Source organism: Streptomyces sp. MB09-02B (assembly GCF_033794485.1).
Lineage (GTDB): Bacteria > Actinomycetota > Actinomycetes > Streptomycetales > Streptomycetaceae > Streptomyces.
Window position 1 is genome coordinate 1 of sequence record NZ_JARGEE010000186.1, and the last position, 17,706, is coordinate 17,706.

Consider the following 17,706-nt stretch of genomic DNA (forward strand, 5'->3'; position numbering starts at 1 on the left):
GGCCCGGGGGCGGGATCGTCCGGTTCGGCAGGTCCGAGCTGCGGGTCACGGTCGATGTGCACGGCGCGGTCTTCTGGGGCTGGGACGGTGCCGGTCCCGAGCCGTCGTACGCGCTGGCGGGCCGGTGCCCGGAGCCGGATCCGCGGGCCGAGCTGGAGCCGGACAAGGACGGCGCCTGGCGGGTCGTTGCCGAGCGTGTGACGGTCGTCGTGTCGCGGCACGGTGCCGTGGAGGTGCGTACGCCCGGTGGAGTGGTCCTGCGGCGTGATCTGCCGCCCCGGTGGTGGGAGCCGGTCGGTGGGGGCGAGGCGCGGTGGGTGCAGCGGTCGGAGGTGGCGGCCGACGCGCGGTTCTTCGGTCTGGGCGGACGGGCGTCGGGTCCCCGGCTGCGGGACGGGACGTACCGGCTGTGGAACACGGACCCCGGTCGTCCGTTCGCGCCGGGTGACGATCCGCTGTACATCACGATGCCGGTGCAGATGGTGGTGGCGGACGCGGCCACGCACCTGGTGTTCCACGACACCACGTGGGACGGCACGGTGACGCTGTGCGAGGGCGAGGAGGGCGCCGGGTCCAGGCACGACCGGGCGGGGACGTCCGAGCTGCGGATGGACGGCGGGCCACTGCGCTGTTGGGTGATAGTGGGCACCCCCGCGCGCGTGCTGCATGCCTGGGCCGCGCTGACGGGGGCTCCGGCGCTGCCGCCCGCGTGGGCGTTGGGCCATCATCACGCGCGGTGGGGCTTCGGGAGCGAGCAGGAGGTGCGGCGGATCGTGGCGGGGTACCGGGAGCACGGTCTGCCGCTCGACGTGGTCCACCTGGACATCGACCACTACGACGCCCACCGGGTCTTCACGGTCGACACGGAGAGCTTCCCGAAGCTGTCGGTGCTCGCCGACGAGTTGCGGCGGGAGGGGATCCGGCTGGTGTCGATCGTGGACTCGGCGGTCGGTGCGCGGCCGGGCGACGCGGTGTACGACAGCGGGACGGCCGAGGACGCCTTCGTGCGTGATGCCACCGGGAAGGTCGCGGAGGGGCTCGTGTGGCCCGGGGAGTCCGTCTTTCCGGACTTCACGCGCGCGCGTACGCGTGCGTGGTGGGGTGGGCTGTACCAGGAGCGGCTGGCGCAGGGGTTCGCGGGGTTCTGGCACGACATGAACGAACCGACGTCGTTCACGGCGTTCGGGGAGAACACGCTGCCCCGGTCGGTCCGGCACGATCTGGAGGGCCGGGGCGGTGATCATCGCGAGGCACACAACGTGTACGCGCTCTGTATGGCCCGCGCGGGGTACGAGGCGCTGCGTGAGCTGGTGCCCGAGGAGCGGCCGTTCGTCTTCTCGCGCTCCGGGTGGGCCGGTATGCAGCGCTACGGCGGGACGTGGTCCGGGGATGTGGCGACGGGCTGGCCGGGGCTGCGGGCGTCGCTCGCGCTGGTGCTGGGGCTGGGGCTGTGCGGGGTGCCTTACTCGGGGCCGGACGTGGGCGGGTTCGACGGGAGTCCGTCGCCGGAGCTGTATCTGCGGTGGTTCCAGCTCGGCGCGTATCTGCCGCTGTTCCGTACGCACGCGAGTCTGCGGGCGGGGCGGCGGGAGCCGTGGGAGTTCGGGGACGAGGTCGTCGAGCACGCGCGCGTGGCGCTCGTCGAGCGGCGGCGGTTGTCGCCCTACTTCATGACGCTGGCCCATCTGGCGCGTCGTACGGGGGCGCCGTACGTGCGCCCGTTGTGGTGGGGAGCGCCCGAGGACCGGAGGCTGCGCGACTGCGAGGACGCGTTCCTGCTGGGTGACTGTCTGCTGGTGGCGCCGGTGCTGGAGCCGGGCGTGGACCGGCGTGCGGTGCAGCTGCCGACTGGCCGTTGGCACGACACGGTGACCGGGCGGGCGTACGAGGGGCCGGGGCAGGTGCTGCTGGAGGCGCCGCTGTCACGCGTGCCCGTACTCGCGCGCGCGGGTGCCGTGGTCCCGGTCCGGGGTGCCGACGGCGGCCTGGAGCTGGAGGTGTGGGCACCCGCGCGCGGGCTGACGGGGGGCGGGCTCGTGGTGCCGGACGCCGGCGACGGCTGGGACGAGCCGGAGGTCGAGCGGTACACGGCGCGCTGGGAGGGGCCGCGGCTGGTCGTGGAGCGGGAGGGGGACGAGGGGCCGGTCGAGCCCGCGTATCCCGTGAAGGTACGAGGGCTCGACCGGCGGTGAGCCCGGGTGCGGCTCAGGTGCGGCTTCGGCTCAGATGTAGCGGCCGTCGAAAAACGCCTGGACGGCCAGGGTGTGCAGCGGGAAGGCGAGTTCGGTGGGTCTGCGCAGCAGGTGCCAGCCCTCCGTCTCGTCGGTGGCGACGGACGCCGGCAGGCCGGCGGCCGGGCGCTCCGGGAGGAGCCCGAAGAGCAGCAGATGACCGGCGGGCGAGCTCATGGCGTCGGCGAGGCGTACGTCGCGGTCGGCGGCGCAGATACCCGTCTCCTCCTTGAGTTCACGGACGACGGCGTGCCGCCAGTCCTCCCGGTGGTCGATGAAGCCGCCGGGCAGGGCGGTGCCCCCGCGCGCGGGGGCGATGGTCCGTGTGATCACCACGAGGGCGGTGCCCTGGGTGTCGTACACGGGCTGGAGGGCCACCGCGACGGGAAGCGGATTGCGGTAGGCCACTGTGTGGCAGGCCTCGCAGGTGCGGGGCCAGCCGGAAACGCCCTCTCCGTAGGGCGCTCCGCAGCTCGAACAATGCGAGTCCGGTGCGGAGTTGGCTGGTGGGTGTTGATTCGCGGACACGCGGCGGACTGTATCCGATCATCTGCTGGTCGTCTCGTCGGGGCGGCTCGATTCGCGCGCGTCCAGTCCGCCGGTACGAGGGAGGGCCGGCCGGAACCACCCCCGTGGGCCCCGGCCGGCCCTCCCGATACTGCGACGCCGGGCGGGGCTCGTTGGTTCTCCGGGGGCCTGCCCAATTCGGGATGACCGTGCCAGACTCCTGACGATTCATCAGATCCGTTCGCCGGGAGGGGCTTTGTCGCGAAGTCGCACACCTGTGGTCGCGGGCTGGTTCACCGGGGAAGGCGAGGGGTTCCGACTGCTCGGCACGCGCTGTTCGGCGTGCGCCTCGGTGTTCTTCCCCCGCGAGGACGCCTTCTGTCGCAATCCGGGCTGTCCGGGGGGTGAGCTGCGCGAGGTCCCGCTGTCGCGCCGGGGGTGGGTGTGGTCGTACACGGACGGCCGGTACCGGCCTCCGTCACCCTACGTGTCCGATCCGGAACTTCCGTGGGAGCCGTACGCGTTGATCGCTGTGGAACTGGCCGAAGAGCGTCTCGTGGTGCTGGGGCAGGCGGTTCCCGGGGTCACCGTCGTCGATCTGGCGGTGGGCATGGAGGTGGAGGTCGTTCCCGGGGTCCTGAACGAGGACGCGGGGACAGTCTGGACTACCTGGCAGTGGCGGCCGACGGGGGTGACGGCATGACGGGCGAGGTGGCGGTGCTCGGCGTGGGCATGCACCCGTGGGGCAAGTGGGGCAGGAGTTTCGTCCAGTACGGGACGGTGGCCGCGCGTGAGGCGCTGACCGACGCCGGGCTCGACTGGCGGGACGTCGGCTCGGTCGTCGGTGCGGACACGGTGCGGGGCGGTTATCCGGGCTATGTGGCGGGAGCGACCTTCGCGAAGGCGCTGGGCTGGCAGGGGGCCCGGGTCACGAGCGTGTACGCGGCCTGTGCGTCCGGGGCGCAGGCGGTCGGCACCGCGCGGGCCCAGATTCTCGCCGGTCTCGCGGACGTGGTGCTGGTGGTGGGCGCGGACTCGGCTCCGAAGGGGTTCTTCCGGCCGGCGGGCGGGGACCGGACGGACGATCCGGACTGGCTGCGGTTCCGGGTCCTCGGGGCCACCAATCCGACGTACTTCGGGCTGTACGCGCGACGGCGGATGGCGGTGCACGGGGACACGCCGGAGGACTTCGCGCGGGTCAAGGTGAAGAACTCCGCGGCCGGGGCGCTCAATCCGTACGCGCGCTATCGCAAGCGGGTCACCGCGGAGGAGGTCGCGGCCTCGCCGGTCGTCGCCGATCCGCTGCGGCTGCTGGACATCTGCGCGACCTCGGACGGGGGTGCGGCGCTCGTGCTGTCCAGCATGCGGTTCGCGCGGCGGCACGGGGTGGCCGACCCGGTGCGGGTACGGGCGGTGTCCACGGTGACGCCCCGCTATCCCAACACGGTGCTGGATCTGCCGGACATCGCCACGGACTCGGCGGTCGCGGTGGCGCCGCCGGACGAGACGTTCCGGGCGTCGATCGCGCGGACGGCGTACGAGGAGGCCGCTGTCGAACCCGGGGATCTCTCGTTCGCCGAGGTCTACGACCTGTCCACCGCGCTGGAGTTGCAGTGGTACGAGGATCTGGGGCTGTGCGGTGAGGGCGAGGCCGCGAAGCTGCTGCGGGACGGGGTGACGGCGCTGGGCGGCCGCATACCCGTGAACAGCAGCGGAGGACTGGCCTCCTTCGGGGAGGCTGTTCCGGCGCAGGCGATCGCCCAGGTGTGCGAGCTGGTCCGGCAGTTGCGGGGCGAGGCGGGCGATCGGCAGGTCGAGGGGGCGCGGGTGGGGGTCAGCGCCAACCAGGGCTTGTTCGGGCATGGGTCCGCGGTGATCGCGGTCCGGTGATGCACATCGGCTCAGAAGACGCCGAGCGGGCTCCGGAGGCACCGGAGGCACCGGAGGCACCGGGCGGGCAGTCGCCGGGTGGGCCGGGCCGTGCGCGCCGACGTGCGCGTCCCGTAGGCGCCTTCAAGCGTTGCTGTGCGGATTCTTGACGCCCCCTGGGTGCCGGTGAACACTTCCCGTGTCGGTCGGCATCGCCGGATTCGGGCTTCTTTGTGCACCCCGCCGCTCGGGCTCCCCGCCTGCAACGGGCCATCCCCCACGGGCGATGCGGCCACGACGGCACGCTCGTCACGGAGGTCCGGGGCCGATCGCTCCGGGCCGGGGCCAAGGAGCCGCCATGAGCAACGGAGACATATTCGTCGGTGAGGTCATCGGTACGGCGATCCTGATTCTCTTCGGCGCCGGTGTGTGCGCCGCCGTCACTCTCAGGTTCTCGAAGGCGAGGGCGTCGGGCTGGATCGTCATCGCGTTCGGCTGGGGCTTCGCCGTGCTGGCGGGCGCCTACACCGCCGCTCCCCTGTCGGGCGGGCACCTCAACCCGGCGGTGACCCTCGGGATCGCGGTCGACACGGAGGTCTGGGACAAGGTCTGGGTGTACCTGCTCGGCCAGCTGGTCGGTGCGATGCTCGGCGCCGTACTCGCCTATCTCGTGTACCTCGCGCAGTTCCAGGCGAACGTCCGCAAGGAGGGCACCACGGAGGGCACGGGGGACGAGCCCACGCCGACCCTCGGGATCTTCTCCACCATCCCGGAGGTCCGGAACCCGGTCGCCAACCTGGTCACGGAGATCATCGCGACGATCGCCCTCGTACTGCCGATCCTCGCCTTCGGCCGGAACACGGGCATCGGCATCGGTCAGATTCCCGGCGAGGAGGCCGGGATCTACGGCTCCGGCATCTCGGTGCTGCTGGTGTCGTTCCTGGTCGTCGGCATCGGCCTCTCCCTGGGCGGACCCACCGGCTACGCCATCAACCCGGCCCGTGACCTCGGCCCCCGCATCGTGCACACCTTCCTGCCGATCCCCAACAAGGGCACCTCTGACTGGGGTTACGCCTGGATACCGGTCGTCGGCCCCCTGGTCGGCGGGGTCCTCGCCGGCCTCGTCTACAACGCAGCCTTCTGACCCACCGCCGTAGGACGTGAACCGACGCAAGACATGAATCGACGCAAGACGTGAGGGGATGTCATGCCGGACAACGCCCAGAAGTACGTCGCCGCCATCGATCAGGGCACCACTTCGAGCCGTTGCATCGTCTTCGACCAGGGCGGCGCCATCGTCGCCGTCGACCAGCGGGAGCACCGTCAGATCTTCCCCAAGCCCGGGTGGGTGGAGCACGACGCCACGGAGATCTGGTCGAAGGTGCAGGCGGTCGTCGCCGGGGCCATCGCGAAGGCGGGTCTGCGGGCGGAGCAGATCAGCGCGCTCGGCATCACCAACCAGCGGGAGACGACGGTCCTGTGGGACCGGGCCACGGGCAAGCCCGTGCACAACGCGATCGTCTGGCAGGACACCCGTACCTCGGCGCTGTGCAACGAACTCGGCGGCACGGACGGGCAGGACCGCTTCCGTGAGCAGACCGGTCTGCCCCTGGCCAGCTACTTCTCCGGGCCGAAGGCCGCCTGGCTGCTCGACAACGTGCCGGGGCTGCGAGCGCGTGCCGAGCACGGCGAGATCGCGTTCGGCACGATCGACTCCTGGCTGATCTGGAACCTGACCGGCGGCACGGACGGCGGCCGGCACGTCACCGACGTCACCAACGCCGGACGCACCATGCTGATGAACCTGGAGACCCTCCAGTGGGACGCCTCGATCCTCTCCGCGATGAACGTTCCGGAAGCGGTCCTACCGGAGATCAGGTCCTCCGCCGAGGTGTACGGCACCGCCGTGGGCCCCCTCGCCGGCGTTCCCGTCGCCTCGGCGCTCGGCGACCAGCAGGCGGCGGTGTTCGGCCAGGCCTGCTACGACGTGGGCACCGCGAAGAACACCTACGGCACCGGGAGCTTCCTGCTGCTCAACACCGGGAACCGGCCCGTGCCGTCGAAGAACGGGCTGCTCACCACCATGGGGTACAAGATCGGCGACGAGGCGCCGGTGTACTGCCTGGAGGGGTCGATCGCGATCACGGGCGCCCTGGTGCAGTGGTTCCGCGACCAGCTCGGCATCATTCGCAGCGCCGACGAGATCGAGCCGCTGGCGGCGAGCGTCGACGACAACGGCGGGGCGTACATCGTGCCCGCGTTCTCGGGCCTGTTCGCCCCCTACTGGCGCTCGGACGCCCGCGGTGTCGTGACGGGGCTGACGAGGTACGTCACGAAGGCGCACCTCGCGCGCGCGGTGCTGGAGGCGACGAGCTGGCAGACGCGGGAGGTGGTGGACGCCATGTTCCAGGACTCCGGGGTGCCCATCACGACGCTGAAGGTCGACGGCGGTATGACCAAGAACAACCTGCTGATGCAGCACCAGGCGGACGTCCTGGGCGTGCCGGTGATCCGGCCCCGGGTCTCGGAGACGACGTGCCTGGGGGCCGCGTACGCCGCCGGTCTCGCGACCGGGGTGTGGAACGACCTGGACGAGCTGAAGTCGCACTGGCAGCGGGACGTCGAGTGGACGCCCGCCATGGAGGCCTCCGTGCGTGACCGCGAGTACCACAACTGGCGCAAGGCGGTGGAGAAGAGCCTCGGCTGGCACGAGGACGACGCGAGCTGACGACGCGAGCGGAAGGTGGGACCCACGCGCGCGTACGGCGTTCGTCGGCGTCGGACGCCGCTCCACGCGCGCGTGCCCGGAAGCCACGGTCCGTACCCCTGTCGGCGGGGGTACGGGCCGTGCCTCAGGTGGTGACGGCCTGGCGCTGCCCCGACGCCTGGGCCATCGCGTGCCGGACGACGGCGACGAGGACGTCCTTGACCGAGTCCCGCTGTCGGGCGTCGCACAGGACGACTGGTACGTCGGGGTCGAGGTCGAGGGCCTGACGGACCGTCTCGGCGGGGTAACGCGCGGCTTCGTCGAAGCAGTTGACGCCGATCACGAAGGGTATGGAGCGCCGCTCGAAGTAGTCGACGGCGGCGAAGCAGTCCTCCAGGCGGCGGGTGTCGACGAGGACGACGGCCCCGAGGGCGCCGGAGGCGAGTTCGTCCCAGAGGAACCAGAAGCGGTCCTGCCCGGGAGTGCCGAACAGGTACAGGACGAGGTCCTCGCGCAGGGTGATGCGGCCGAAGTCCATGGCGACGGTGGTCGTCGTCTTGTGCTCCACACCGCTGGTGTCGTCGACCGGGCGGCCCGCCTCGGTGAGCACCTCCTCGGTGCGCAGGGGCTTGATCTCGCTGACCGCGCCGACGCAGGTCGTCTTGCCCACGCCGAAGCCGCCGGCCACGAGGATCTTGAGCGTGACGGGTTCGACCGGGGGTGTGCCGCGCTCAGAGCGCCCGAGGATCATCGGTCTTTCTCCTGCTGGATGGGTTGTCTGTCACGTGTTCGCTCCGCCTCCGTGGCGCTCAGAGCGCCCGGAGGCCGTTGATGACGTCGCGCAGGATGCTCTCGTCCACCAGCTCGGCAGGCGGTACGGGGCGGGTCACGTGGACGAGTTCCTCGTCCACGAGGTCTCCGACGAGGACGCGGACCACCCCGACGGGGAGGTCCAGGTCGGCGGCCAGTTCGGCCACCGACTGAGGGGTGTCGCGGCAGAGCTCGACGATACGGACGTGCTCAGGGGAGAGGGAGTGGTTCTCCTCCGGGTCGTCGACGTGCGGTTCCGTGACGACCACGGCGATCAGGTCGAGGCGGTGCTGGATCGCGTGGTTGGTCCGGCCGCGTGTCATCGCGTACGGACGCACCACTGGTCCGGCCTCGTCGTCGAACCAGTGGCTTCTTCCCTGACCGTCTCGGCTCATGCCGTCCCACTACCCGCCGAGGGGGCCGTCGGCGCGCGGGGCGGAGCCCAGATGTACGCCGACCCGCTTGACCAGGAGGGTCATCTCGTAGGCGACCTGGCCGATGTCCGCGTCGGAGTCGGCGAGGACGGCGAGGCAGCTGCCGTCGCCGGCGGCCGTGACGAAGAGGAAGGCCTCGTCGAGCTCGACGACGGTCTGCCGGACGCTGCCCGCCTCGAAGTGGCGGCCGACGCCCTTGGCGAGGCTGTGGAAGCCGGAGGAGACGGCGGCCAGGTGCTCGCTGTCCTCTCTGGTGAGGTCCTCGGAGACACCCGTGGGCAGTCCGTCGCTGGAGAGCACGAGCGCCTTGCGGATGCTGGCGACACGCTCCACCAGGTCGTCCAGGAGCCAGTTCAGCTCCCCGGACGTACCGGTCGCGGTCCTCTCGGCCTTCGGTGCGGTCATCGACCGTCCCCCTTAGTCGTTCCTCGTGGTGCTGAGACGCCCCGGGCGTCGTCGCCTTCGGCGTTCTCCTCGCGGCCACGCTGCCAACCCCGTTGGAGCGAGGCCATACGGCTGCGTACCTCGTCTGCGTCGCGCTCGGCCGGGTCCTGGTGCCGCTCGGGGCGGGACCTCTCGCGCTCGGTACGCCGGTCGGGGCCCTCCTTCAACTGCGGTGCCAGACTGGCCTGTCGGACGCGACGGGGCAGCGGGCTCGGAGCTGATTCTGCCTGGTCGGTCGTCGTCTCCGCGCGCGGGGTGGGCTCGCCCCCACCGTACGGCGAGGTCGTCGGGGCCGGGCCGCCCGACGAGGACGTACGGCGGCGCTGGGGCAGCGCGGGGCCGTCGTACCCGCCGGGGGGCAGGGCGGTGAGCGGGCGGGTGTCGGCGGTCCCCTCCGGCCCCGCCGTGCGGCCCGGCGCGGGCTCGTCCTCCTGGTGCCTGGTCCTGTCACCGGTCACCGAACGGCCGTGCGAGCTGACGAGATGGGGGGTGCGGCGCTGGGGCAGCGGCACGGGTCCGAGCGTCGGGTCGGGGTCGGTGAAGGGGGCCCGCCGTCCTTCACCGTCGCGCGCCGGCTGCCGCTGGTCGTCGGTGACGCCGGTGAGCGAGCGGCGGGACCGGAAGAGCCCGCCCTGCTCGGCCTCCTCGTCGCCGAGGGCGCCCGGGAAGCCGCCCAGGGGCTCCAGGTCGACCGGAGCCTCCAGCTCCACCGGGCCGTCCAGGATGCCCGCGGTGAGCCCGGGGAGCCGCACCGGCACCTGCGAGAGGGCCGCGTTGCGCTCCGCCTCCAGCTCGGCCTCGCGGGTGGGGTGGGCGCGGTCGAGGCGGAAGCCGATGCCGTTCGTGTCGGGGACGTCGTCGGTGAGCAGGGCGTCCGGGATGAACACCACGGCCGTGGTGCCGCCGTACGGGGAGGGCTGGAGGGAGACCCGGACCTTCTGCCGCTGGGCGAGCCGGCTGACCACGAAGAGTCCGAGCCGGTCGGTGTCGGAGAGTTCGAAGTCGGGGGTCTCGGCGAGCTTGAGGTTGGCGTCCAGGAGCGCCTCGGCCGACATGCCGAGGCCCCGGTCGTGGATCTCCAGGGTGAAGCCGTTGGCGACCCGCTCGCCGTGCACCTGTACGGCGGTGTGCGGGGGCGAGAACACCGTGGCGTTCTCCAGGAGTTCGGCCACCAGGTGGGTGAGGTCGGCGACCGCGGGGCCGGTCACGGCGACCCTGGGCAGCCGGCGGACCTCGATCCGCTCGTAGTCCTCGACCTCGGCGACGGCCGCGCGGACGACGTCCATGAGCTGGATGGGCTTGCGCCACTGCCGGGAGGGGGCCGCGCCCGAGAGGATGACCAGACCCTCCGCGTGCCGGCGCATACGGGTCGTCAGGTGGTCCAGACGGAACAGGTCGGCGAGTTCGTCGGTGTCCTCGGTCCGGCGCTCCATGGTGTCGAGCAGGGTGAGCTGCTTGTGCAGCAGGACCTGGCTGCGGCGGGCGAGGTTGACGAAGACCTCGGAGATGCCGCTGCGGAGTTCGGACTGCTTGACGGCGGCCTCGACGGCGGCCCGCTGGAGGGTGTTGAGGGCCTGGCTGACCTCGCCGATCTCGTTCTTGTCGTACTCCAGGTGCGGGACCTCGGTCTCCACGTCGACCTGTTCGCCCGCGGCGAGCCGACGCATCACGCTGGGCAGTCGCACCCCGGCGGTCTCGTGGGCCTCCTGGCGGAGCCGACGCAGGTCGCGGATGAGGACGCGGCCGATGCGGACGGACATGAAGAGCGAGAAGAGCAGCGCGAGGAGGCCGAGGACACCGGCGACGGCGGCCTTCAGGATGACGTCGGTGACCAGCGGGCGGACCCGGTCCTGGTAGCGGTCGCCCGCCTCGACGCTGAGGTCGCGGAGGTCGGCGAGGACGGGCTCGACCGAGGTGTCCCAGCCCTTCGCGGTGAACTTGGTGGGCCTGCCGGGGTCGGAGCCGATGACGGCCTGTTCGACCGACCGCAGGGGCGCGGTGCTGGCGCCCTTCCAGTAGTCGGCGAAGCGGTCGCGGTCCTCGGTGGGCAGCTGCGGCAGGCTGATCTCGTACATCAGGGTGCGCTGGGCGACCAGGTCGGAGAAGTCGCGGATCTCCTCCTTGGTGATGCGGTCCGCGACGAGCACCGAGCTGAGCAGGGCGTCCTCACGGGAGAGCAGTTCGCGGGCGCGGCCGATGTTGACCAGGGCGCGGCCCTGCTTGTCCATCTCCACGCTGTCGAGCGCGGGCAGGTTGGACAGCAGGGTGAAGCAGGGGTCGACGAGTTCGTCGTAGTGGCCGAGGGCCTGGGTGACGGTGAGGGTGCCGCTCTCCACGGTCGTCCGCAGGGAGGGCAGGGTGTCGAGGGCCTCCAGGATCGTCGTCAGCCGCAGCGAGGTGGCCTCGCCCATCTCGTCCCGCAGGTCGGCGTCACGGGCGTGCTCCCGGAACTCCCCGACGGCCTTGTCCGTGGCGGCCCGGCTGCGGTCGAGTGCCGTGACCGCTTCGTCGGACCGGGGGTCGGCGAGGTAGACGAGGGTCTGGCGGCGTTCCTGCTGGAGCACACGGATGGTGTCCTCGGTGGGGAACCCGACTTCCTCGACGATGTCCGCCACCCTGAAGAGATCGCTCGCCTCACGGCCCGTCAGCACCGTGGCGAACGTCCAGACACCCGTCAGGGCCACCAAGGGCACGAGCAACAGCGCCACGATCTTCCGGCGGATCGATTTCCCGCGAAAGCGCATGGCCTCCCCCAGCTCGACCCCCGCCAGGCCCGGGGGCACACATGTGCGTCAACAAACGGCGTGAGCCTACTACCGACTCACACGTATCTCGAAGAACCGGAAGGGCGCCCGCGGCACCAGCAGCGAACCGGACAGGGGGAGTTGTCCGTTCATTGGGGGAGATTGCCGCCCGCTGTCCGGCACTTGAACCAATGACATCCCGTCGGGGAAGTCTGCCGGTTGGCCGGATTTTTTCGTTCCGCGGGAATCTTCGACGGACGTCGATCGTCTTTCTGTACGGGAATCAGGGGCGGAATCGGCCACAGATCCCGCAGGCCGCTCTCAGGCGGCGTAAACCAGAGGAAGTCGGGCACCAGTGGGGGGCCGGGTCCACGGATCCGGATCTGTTGGTCCACCGGCGGTGGGGAGTGACGAGTTGATGGGCACGGCGGAGCGGCGCGCAGCGTCCGGGGACGGAGCGGCGACGCCCGAGGTGGCGGCGCGGAGCGCCGAGGCACCGGATCGCGGCCTCCTGACGGGGGTCGGCGTCGCGGTGGAAGAACGGGGGCTCTCCGCGCGTGGCGACGAAGAGCGGGTGTATTACCGGCCGTTGTGGATCGAGGAGCCGGCACGCAGGCGGCGGCTGCCCGATCCGGTGCGGACGGCGGCGGTGCGCGCGGTCCTCATCATCGCGGTGACACTGCTTCAGGCGATGGTGGCTTTCCTGTGCACCCTCGCGGGTTCCTGGCTGGCGTTCCCCATGCTGCTGAGCAGCGTGGCGAGCACCATCGCGGCGACCTGGGGCGTCCTGGACGTCTGGGTGACCCGCCAGGTGTGGAAGCAGCGCAACGGGGTGGTCTCCACCCCGAGCAGCACGGCGCGTGCCCTGCGCAGGGAGCGTCGGCGGGCCCGCCGCGAGGCACGGGTGGCCGAGCGTGCGCAGGCGCGAATACGCCGTCGGGGTGGCGCCGGGCAGCTGTCGCACCCGTAGGGCGACAGGGGCGGGCCTTCCGAGAAGGGCCCGCCCCCTCCGGGCGGCGAGAGTGCCGCCTCAGCCGCCTCCTCCTGTCCCCCTCGCCGAGGGCGGTGCTCCTGACCAGGCGTGTCGACCGTCACATTTGACTCCCTCTTGGGCATAGAACGCGGTCTTCCGGTTAGGCGCACAGCCGCGAGGGCGCCTGCCGCATGGCGCTGACCAGGAGGAACGAGAGACATGCCCGAACTTTTCATCGGCGGAGCATGGCGATCCGCGCTCGACGGCCGGACGCGCGAGATCCGCTGTCCCGCCGACGGCAGCCTGGTCGCGGTCGTCGACGAGGCCGGCGCCAAGGACACCGTGGAGGCCATCACCGCCGCGCGGCGCGCCTTCGACGAGGGCCCTTGGCCCACCACCTCGCCCGCCGACCGCGGTGACCTGCTGCTCCGGGTGGCGGACCTCCTCGTACGCGACAAGGACGCGCTCGCGCGCGCCGAGTCCCTCGACACCGGCAAGCGGCTGGTGGAGAGCGAGTACGACATCGACGACATCGCCAACTGCTTCCGCTACTTCGGGCGGGCGGCCACCGCCGAGACGGGCCGGGTCGTCGACACCGGCCAGCCGGGCGTGGACAGCCGGGTGGTGTACGAGCCGGTCGGGGTCTGCGCGCTGATCACTCCCTGGAACTACCCCCTGCTCCAGACGGCCTGGAAGGTCGCCCCGGCGCTCGCGGCCGGCAACACCTTCGTGCTGAAGCCGAGCGAGCTGACCCCGCACACCGCGATCCACCTGATGCGGCTGCTGGCGGAGGCCGGGGTTCCGGACGGCGTGGCGAACCTTGTCCTGGGCGCCGGGCCCGAGGCCGGTGCCCCGCTCTCGGACCACCCGGACGTGGACCTGGTCTCGTTCACCGGTGGCCTGCAGACCGGCCGTCGGCTGATGGCCAACGCCGCCGCGAGCGTGAAGAAGGTCGCGCTGGAGCTCGGCGGCAAGAACCCGAACATCGTCTTCGCGGACGCCGACTTCGACACGGCCGTCGACATGGCGCTGACGGCCGTCTTCCTGCACTCGGGGCAGGTCTGTTCGGCGGGCGCCCGGCTGCTGGTGGAGGACTCGCTGCACGACCGGTTCGTCGACGAGGTCGTCCGCCGGGCACGGGAGATCCGGCTGGGCGGGCCCTTCGACGAGCGGGCGCAGACCGGCCCGCTCATCTCCGCCGCCCACCGCGCGAAGGTCGAGGAGTACGTCGCCAGGGGCATCGCCGAGGGAGCGGTGCTGCGCTGCGGCGGCGAGCGGCCGAGCGGCGACGCGTACGACAAGGGCTTCTACTACCTGCCCACCGTCCTGGACGAGTGCACGCCCGCGATGTCCGTGGTCCAGGACGAGTCGTTCGGGCCCGTGCTGACCGTGGAACGGTTCAGCACCGAGGACGAGGCCGTACGGCTGGCCAACGACACCATCTACGGTCTGGCCGGTGCCGTGTGGACGACGGACGAGGCCAGGGCGCAGCGGATGGCGGCCCGGCTGCGGATCGGCACGGTGTGGATCAACGACTACCACCCGTACGTGCCGCAGGCCGAGTGGGGCGGTTACAAGCAGTCCGGCTTCGGCCGTGAGCTCGGGCCGGCGGGGCTCGCCGAGTACCGCGAGGCGAAGCACATCTGGCGCAACACGGCCCCGGCACCGCAGGGTTGGTTCGCCTAGTCCGTCGTTCTCGGCACCCGCAGAGCCACTCCCCCCTCCCCTCCCCAGGCCCACCAGGAGTCCGCTCATGACGACCCTTGAGCAACCCACCGGACCGAAGAGCGCGTCCGACGACACCGAACTCACCGAGTTCGGCTACAAGCCCGAACTCAAACGCACCCTGGGCAACTTCCACACCTTCGCCGCCGGGATCAGCTACATCTCGATCCTGACCGGTACCTTCCAGCTGTTCTACTTCGGTTTCGCCAGCGGCGGGCCGGCGTACTGGTGGTCATGGCCGATGGTGTTCGTCGGCCAGTTCATGGTCGCGCTCTGCTTCGCCGAACTGGCGGCCCGCTACCCGGTCGCGGGCTCGGTCTACAACTGGTCGAAGAAGATAGGCAATCCGCATCTGGGCTGGCTGGCCGGCTGGATGATGCTGACCGCCTCCGTCGTGTCGATCGCGGCGGTCGCGCTGGCCTACCAGTTGACGCTGCCTCAGATCTCCGACGTGTTCCAGCTCGTCGGGGACGGCACCGGCACGTACGACGTGGCGACCAACGCGGTCATCCTGGCCGCGGTGCTGATCCTCTTCACCACCCTCGTGAACGCCTTCGGCGTCAAGCTGATGGCGCGGATCAACACGGCGGGCGTGTTCATCGAGCTGATCGCCACCGTCGTGCTGATCGTGCTGTTCGCCGTCCACATCACCCGTGGCCCGCAGGTGGTCCTGGAGACCAACGGCACCGGCGCGAGCTACGGCAACGGCTATCTGGGCGCGTTCCTCGTGGCGTCGCTGGCGTCGGCGTACGTCATGTACGGCTTCGACACGGCCGCCTCGCTCGGTGAGGAGTCCCTGGACCCGACCCGGAACGCCCCGCGCGCGATCATCCGGGCGATCGTCGCCTCGTTCGTCCTCGGCGGTCTGATCCTGCTGCTGGCGCTGATGAGCGTCTCCAGCCTGAAGGGCGAGCAGCTGTCCACGGACGGCCTGCAGTACGTCGTGCTGAACGTGCTGGGCCCGACGGCCGGAAAGGCGATGCTGTGGTGCGTCCTGATCGCGGTCACCGTGTGCGCCCTGGCCGTGCACACCGCCGCCGTCCGGCTGACCTTCGCCATGGCCCGGGACAACAACCTGCCCGCCTCCTCGAAGCTCGCCAAGATCCACCCGCGTTTCCAGACGCCGGTGCTGCCGACCGTGATCATCGGGGTGCTGGCGCTGGCGATCCTGGTGGTCAACATCCGTCAGCCGCAGATCTTCACCGTGGTGACCAGCATCGGCATCATCATGATCTACCTGGCCTATCTGGGCGTCACCGTGCCGATGCTGGTGGCGCGGCTGCGCGGCACGTGGCAGCCGGCCGGGGACGGTCGGTTCTCGCTGGGCCGCTGGGGCCTGCCCGTGAACATCCTCGCCGTGCTGTGGGGTGCGGGCATGACCCTCAACCTGATCTGGCCGCGCGCCGCGGTCTACAACGCGGCCGCCCCCTTCCACTGGTACCTGCAGTGGGGCGCCGTCCTCTTCGTCGGGATCATCGCCGGCGGCGGCTTCGCCTACTACTGGTTCGTCCAACGCCACAAGACGGGTGTGCTGGCCGAGCACCGCGTGGCCGCGGAGGTCGGCACCGCACCGCCCGCGCCGCCCGCCGCCCCTCTCGCCACCCCTGCGGCGGACTGAGCGCCGCCCAGCACAGCACAGCAGCTCGACAGCACACCAGCGCGACAGCACAGCACCCAGGAGGTCAACCCCCCATGATCGAAGACGAGTTCGACTATGTCGTGGTCGGCGGCGGCACCGCGGGAAACGTGGTGGCGGCCAGACTTTCCGAGGACCCGTCGGTCACGGTGTGCGTCCTGGAGGCGGGCCCCAGTGACGTCGGCGACGACGACGTCCTGAAGCTGGAGCGCTGGATGGGTCTGCTGGAGTCCGGCTACGACTGGGACTACCCGGTGGAACCGCAGGACAGCGGCAACAGCTTCATGCGGCACGCGAGGGCGAAGGTCCTCGGCGGCTGCTCGTCCCACAACTCCTGCATCGCCTTCTGGGCACCGGCGGAGGACCTGGACGACTGGGCGGCCGCGGGCTGTACGGGCTGGTCGGCGGCCGACCTCTTCCCGCTCTACCAGCGGCTGGAGACCAACGACGCGCCCGGCGACCACCACGGCCGCACCGGCCCGGTGAAGCTCCGCACCATCAAGAGCGAGGACCCCTGCGGCAACGCCCTGCTGGAGGCGTGCGTCCAGGCGGGTATCCCGACGACACCGTTCAACACGGGCACGACGGTGATCCGGGGCGCCAACTGGTTCCAGATCAACTCCGACGAGAACAACATCCGCCAGTCCTCGTCGGTGGCGTATCTGCACCCGATCATGGGCCGGCGTCCCAACCTGGAGGTGCGTACCGGGGTCCGCGCCAAGAAGCTGGTGCTCGACGGACGGCGCTGCGTCGGCGCCGAGTACCTGGACCCGGACCTCATCCACACCCGGACGGTGCGCGCGCGGCGTGAGGTCGTCGTCTCCTGTGGCGCCATCGACACCCCGAAGCTCCTGATGCTCTCCGGCATCGGCCCCGCCGAGCAGCTGCGTGAGGTCGGCGTCGACGTGGTCGTGCACTCCGCGGGCGTAGGCGAGAACCTCCAGGACCACCCCGAGGGCGTCATCATGTGGGAGGCCGCGCAGCCGATGCCCACGACGTCCAACCAGTGGTGGGAGGCGGGCATCTTCTACGACACCGAACCGGGCCTGGACCGGCCGGACCTGATGTTCCACTACGGGTCCGTGCCGTTCGACATGAACACGGCCCGGCACGGCTACCCCACGTCCGAGAACGCGTTCTGTCTGACGCCGAACGTGACGCGGGCGAAGTCCCGGGGCACCGTGCGGCTGCGCACCCGTGACTACCGGGACAAGCCGAAGGTCGACCCGCGCTACTTCACGCACGAGCACGATGTGCGCGTGATGACGTACGGGCTGCGGCTCGCCCGGCAGATCGCGGCGCAGCCGGCGCTGAGCGGGTGGGCCGGGGCCGAGCTGGCGCCTGGGCCCGACGTACGGACCGACGAGGAACTGTTCGACTACATCCGCAAGACCCACAACACCGTCTACCACCCGGCCTGCACGGTGAAGATGGGCGCGGACGACGACGCCTCGGCCCCGCTGGACGCGCGACTGCGGGTCAAGGGGATCGAGGGGCTTCGGGTGGCGGACGGGTCGGTGATGCCGGATCTGGTGACCGTGAATCCGTGCATCACGACGATGATGATCGGCGAGAAGTGCGCGGATCTTTTGAAGGCCGACGTCTGAGGCGTGGGGTGGCTTGGGG

Annotated in this window: 14 protein-coding genes; 9 read left to right on the plus strand and 5 right to left on the minus strand. The window is 71.1% G+C overall.

Translation table 11 applies throughout. The features are described from left to right. On the plus strand, nt 1-2,192 hold a 2,192-nt coding region (locus P1P70_RS24495; protein ID WP_319241256.1), incomplete at its 5' end, for a TIM-barrel domain-containing protein. Between the two features lie 30 nt (nt 2,193-2,222). On the opposite strand, the gene P1P70_RS24500 is transcribed toward P1P70_RS24495, so the two are convergent. Then, nucleotides 2,223-2,759: an NUDIX domain-containing protein gene (locus P1P70_RS24500; protein WP_319241258.1), complete on the minus strand. Its 537-nt coding sequence runs from the start codon at nt 2,757-2,759 to the stop codon at nt 2,223-2,225. Between the two features lie 256 nt (nt 2,760-3,015). On the opposite strand from P1P70_RS24500, the gene P1P70_RS24505 reads away from it, so the two are divergent. From P1P70_RS24505 to glpK, 4 genes are all read left to right on the plus strand, one after another. Beyond that, a complete protein-coding gene (locus P1P70_RS24505; protein WP_319241281.1) occupies nt 3,016-3,441 on the plus strand; it encodes a Zn-ribbon domain-containing OB-fold protein in 426 nt (141 codons plus the stop codon). Next, entirely contained in the window at nt 3,438-4,628 is a 1,191-nt protein-coding gene (locus P1P70_RS24510) for a lipid-transfer protein (RefSeq protein WP_319241260.1), read from the plus strand. The genes P1P70_RS24505 and P1P70_RS24510 overlap by 4 nt, the downstream gene beginning before the upstream one ends. A 337-nt stretch (nt 4,629-4,965) precedes the next feature. Further along, the gene (locus P1P70_RS24515; RefSeq protein ID WP_319241262.1) at nt 4,966-5,751 is read left to right on the plus strand and encodes an MIP/aquaporin family protein; all 786 of its coding nucleotides are present in this window, start codon (nt 4,966-4,968) and stop codon (nt 5,749-5,751) included. A gap of 63 nt (nt 5,752-5,814) precedes the next feature. Next, on the plus strand, nt 5,815-7,335 hold the full coding sequence (gene glpK, locus P1P70_RS24520; protein ID WP_319241263.1) for a glycerol kinase GlpK: 1,521 nt from the start codon (nt 5,815-5,817) through the stop codon (nt 7,333-7,335). Nucleotides 7,336-7,459: 124 nt separating this feature from the next. Here the strand turns inward: glpK and P1P70_RS24525 are convergent, their stop codons facing one another. Genes P1P70_RS24525 through P1P70_RS24540 form a run of 4 tightly spaced genes read right to left on the minus strand, consistent with a single transcriptional unit; the run spans nt 7,460 to nt 11,746 of the window. Further along, nucleotides 7,460-8,065, minus strand: coding sequence for an ATP/GTP-binding protein (locus P1P70_RS24525; protein WP_319241265.1), 606 nt, complete (start codon nt 8,063-8,065; stop codon nt 7,460-7,462). Between the two features lie 58 nt (nt 8,066-8,123). Next, nucleotides 8,124-8,519, minus strand: a complete 396-nt coding sequence (locus tag P1P70_RS24530) for a DUF742 domain-containing protein (protein ID WP_319241267.1) — start codon at nt 8,517-8,519, stop codon at nt 8,124-8,126. Between the two features lie 9 nt (nt 8,520-8,528). Further along, complete coding sequence (locus P1P70_RS24535) at nt 8,529-8,963, minus strand: roadblock/LC7 domain-containing protein (RefSeq protein WP_319241269.1); 435 nt, start codon at nt 8,961-8,963, stop codon at nt 8,529-8,531. Beyond that, a complete protein-coding gene (locus P1P70_RS24540; protein ID WP_319241271.1) occupies nt 8,960-11,746 on the minus strand; it encodes a nitrate- and nitrite sensing domain-containing protein in 2,787 nt (928 codons plus the stop codon). Before P1P70_RS24540 ends, P1P70_RS24535 begins: the two co-directional genes overlap by 4 nt. Nucleotides 11,747-12,164: 418 nt before the next feature. Here P1P70_RS24540 and P1P70_RS24545 point away from each other — a divergent pair, with 418 nt between their 5' ends. From P1P70_RS24545 to P1P70_RS24560, 4 genes are all read left to right on the plus strand, one after another. Continuing rightward, nucleotides 12,165-12,716, plus strand: a complete 552-nt coding sequence (locus P1P70_RS24545; RefSeq protein WP_319241273.1) for a hypothetical protein — start codon at nt 12,165-12,167, stop codon at nt 12,714-12,716. Between the two features lie 222 nt (nt 12,717-12,938). After that, nucleotides 12,939-14,405 (plus strand): aldehyde dehydrogenase family protein, encoded by a 1,467-nt coding sequence (locus P1P70_RS24550; protein WP_319241275.1) that lies wholly within the window; start codon nt 12,939-12,941, stop codon nt 14,403-14,405. A gap of 67 nt (nt 14,406-14,472) precedes the next feature. Then, a complete protein-coding gene (locus tag P1P70_RS24555; RefSeq protein WP_319241277.1) occupies nt 14,473-16,062 on the plus strand; it encodes an APC family permease in 1,590 nt (529 codons plus the stop codon). 74 nt (nt 16,063-16,136) lie between these two features. Further along, nucleotides 16,137-17,687 (plus strand): GMC family oxidoreductase, encoded by a 1,551-nt coding sequence (locus P1P70_RS24560; RefSeq protein ID WP_319241279.1) that lies wholly within the window; start codon nt 16,137-16,139, stop codon nt 17,685-17,687. The last annotated feature ends 19 nt before the right edge of the window (nt 17,688-17,706 follow it).

Excerpts from the sequence above, each read along its gene's own strand:
- P1P70_RS24510 (WP_319241260.1), top strand. The coding sequence starts at position 3,438 with ATGACGGGCGAGGTGGCGGTGCTCGGCGTGGGCATGCACCCGTGGGGC.
- P1P70_RS24540 (WP_319241271.1), bottom strand. The coding sequence starts at position 11,746 with ATGCGCTTTCGCGGGAAATCGATCCGCCGGAAGATCGTGGCGCTGTTG.
- glpK (WP_319241263.1), top strand. The coding sequence starts at position 5,815 with ATGCCGGACAACGCCCAGAAGTACGTCGCCGCCATCGATCAGGGCACC.
- P1P70_RS24550 (WP_319241275.1), top strand. The coding sequence starts at position 12,939 with ATGCCCGAACTTTTCATCGGCGGAGCATGGCGATCCGCGCTCGACGGC.
- P1P70_RS24545 (WP_319241273.1), top strand. The coding sequence starts at position 12,165 with ATGGGCACGGCGGAGCGGCGCGCAGCGTCCGGGGACGGAGCGGCGACG.
- P1P70_RS24530 (WP_319241267.1), bottom strand. The coding sequence starts at position 8,519 with ATGAGCCGAGACGGTCAGGGAAGAAGCCACTGGTTCGACGACGAGGCC.
- P1P70_RS24560 (WP_319241279.1), top strand. The coding sequence starts at position 16,137 with ATGATCGAAGACGAGTTCGACTATGTCGTGGTCGGCGGCGGCACCGCG.
- P1P70_RS24535 (WP_319241269.1), bottom strand. The coding sequence starts at position 8,963 with ATGACCGCACCGAAGGCCGAGAGGACCGCGACCGGTACGTCCGGGGAG.
- P1P70_RS24525 (WP_319241265.1), bottom strand. The coding sequence starts at position 8,065 with ATGATCCTCGGGCGCTCTGAGCGCGGCACACCCCCGGTCGAACCCGTC.
- P1P70_RS24555 (WP_319241277.1), top strand. The coding sequence starts at position 14,473 with ATGACGACCCTTGAGCAACCCACCGGACCGAAGAGCGCGTCCGACGAC.
- P1P70_RS24515 (WP_319241262.1), top strand. The coding sequence starts at position 4,966 with ATGAGCAACGGAGACATATTCGTCGGTGAGGTCATCGGTACGGCGATC.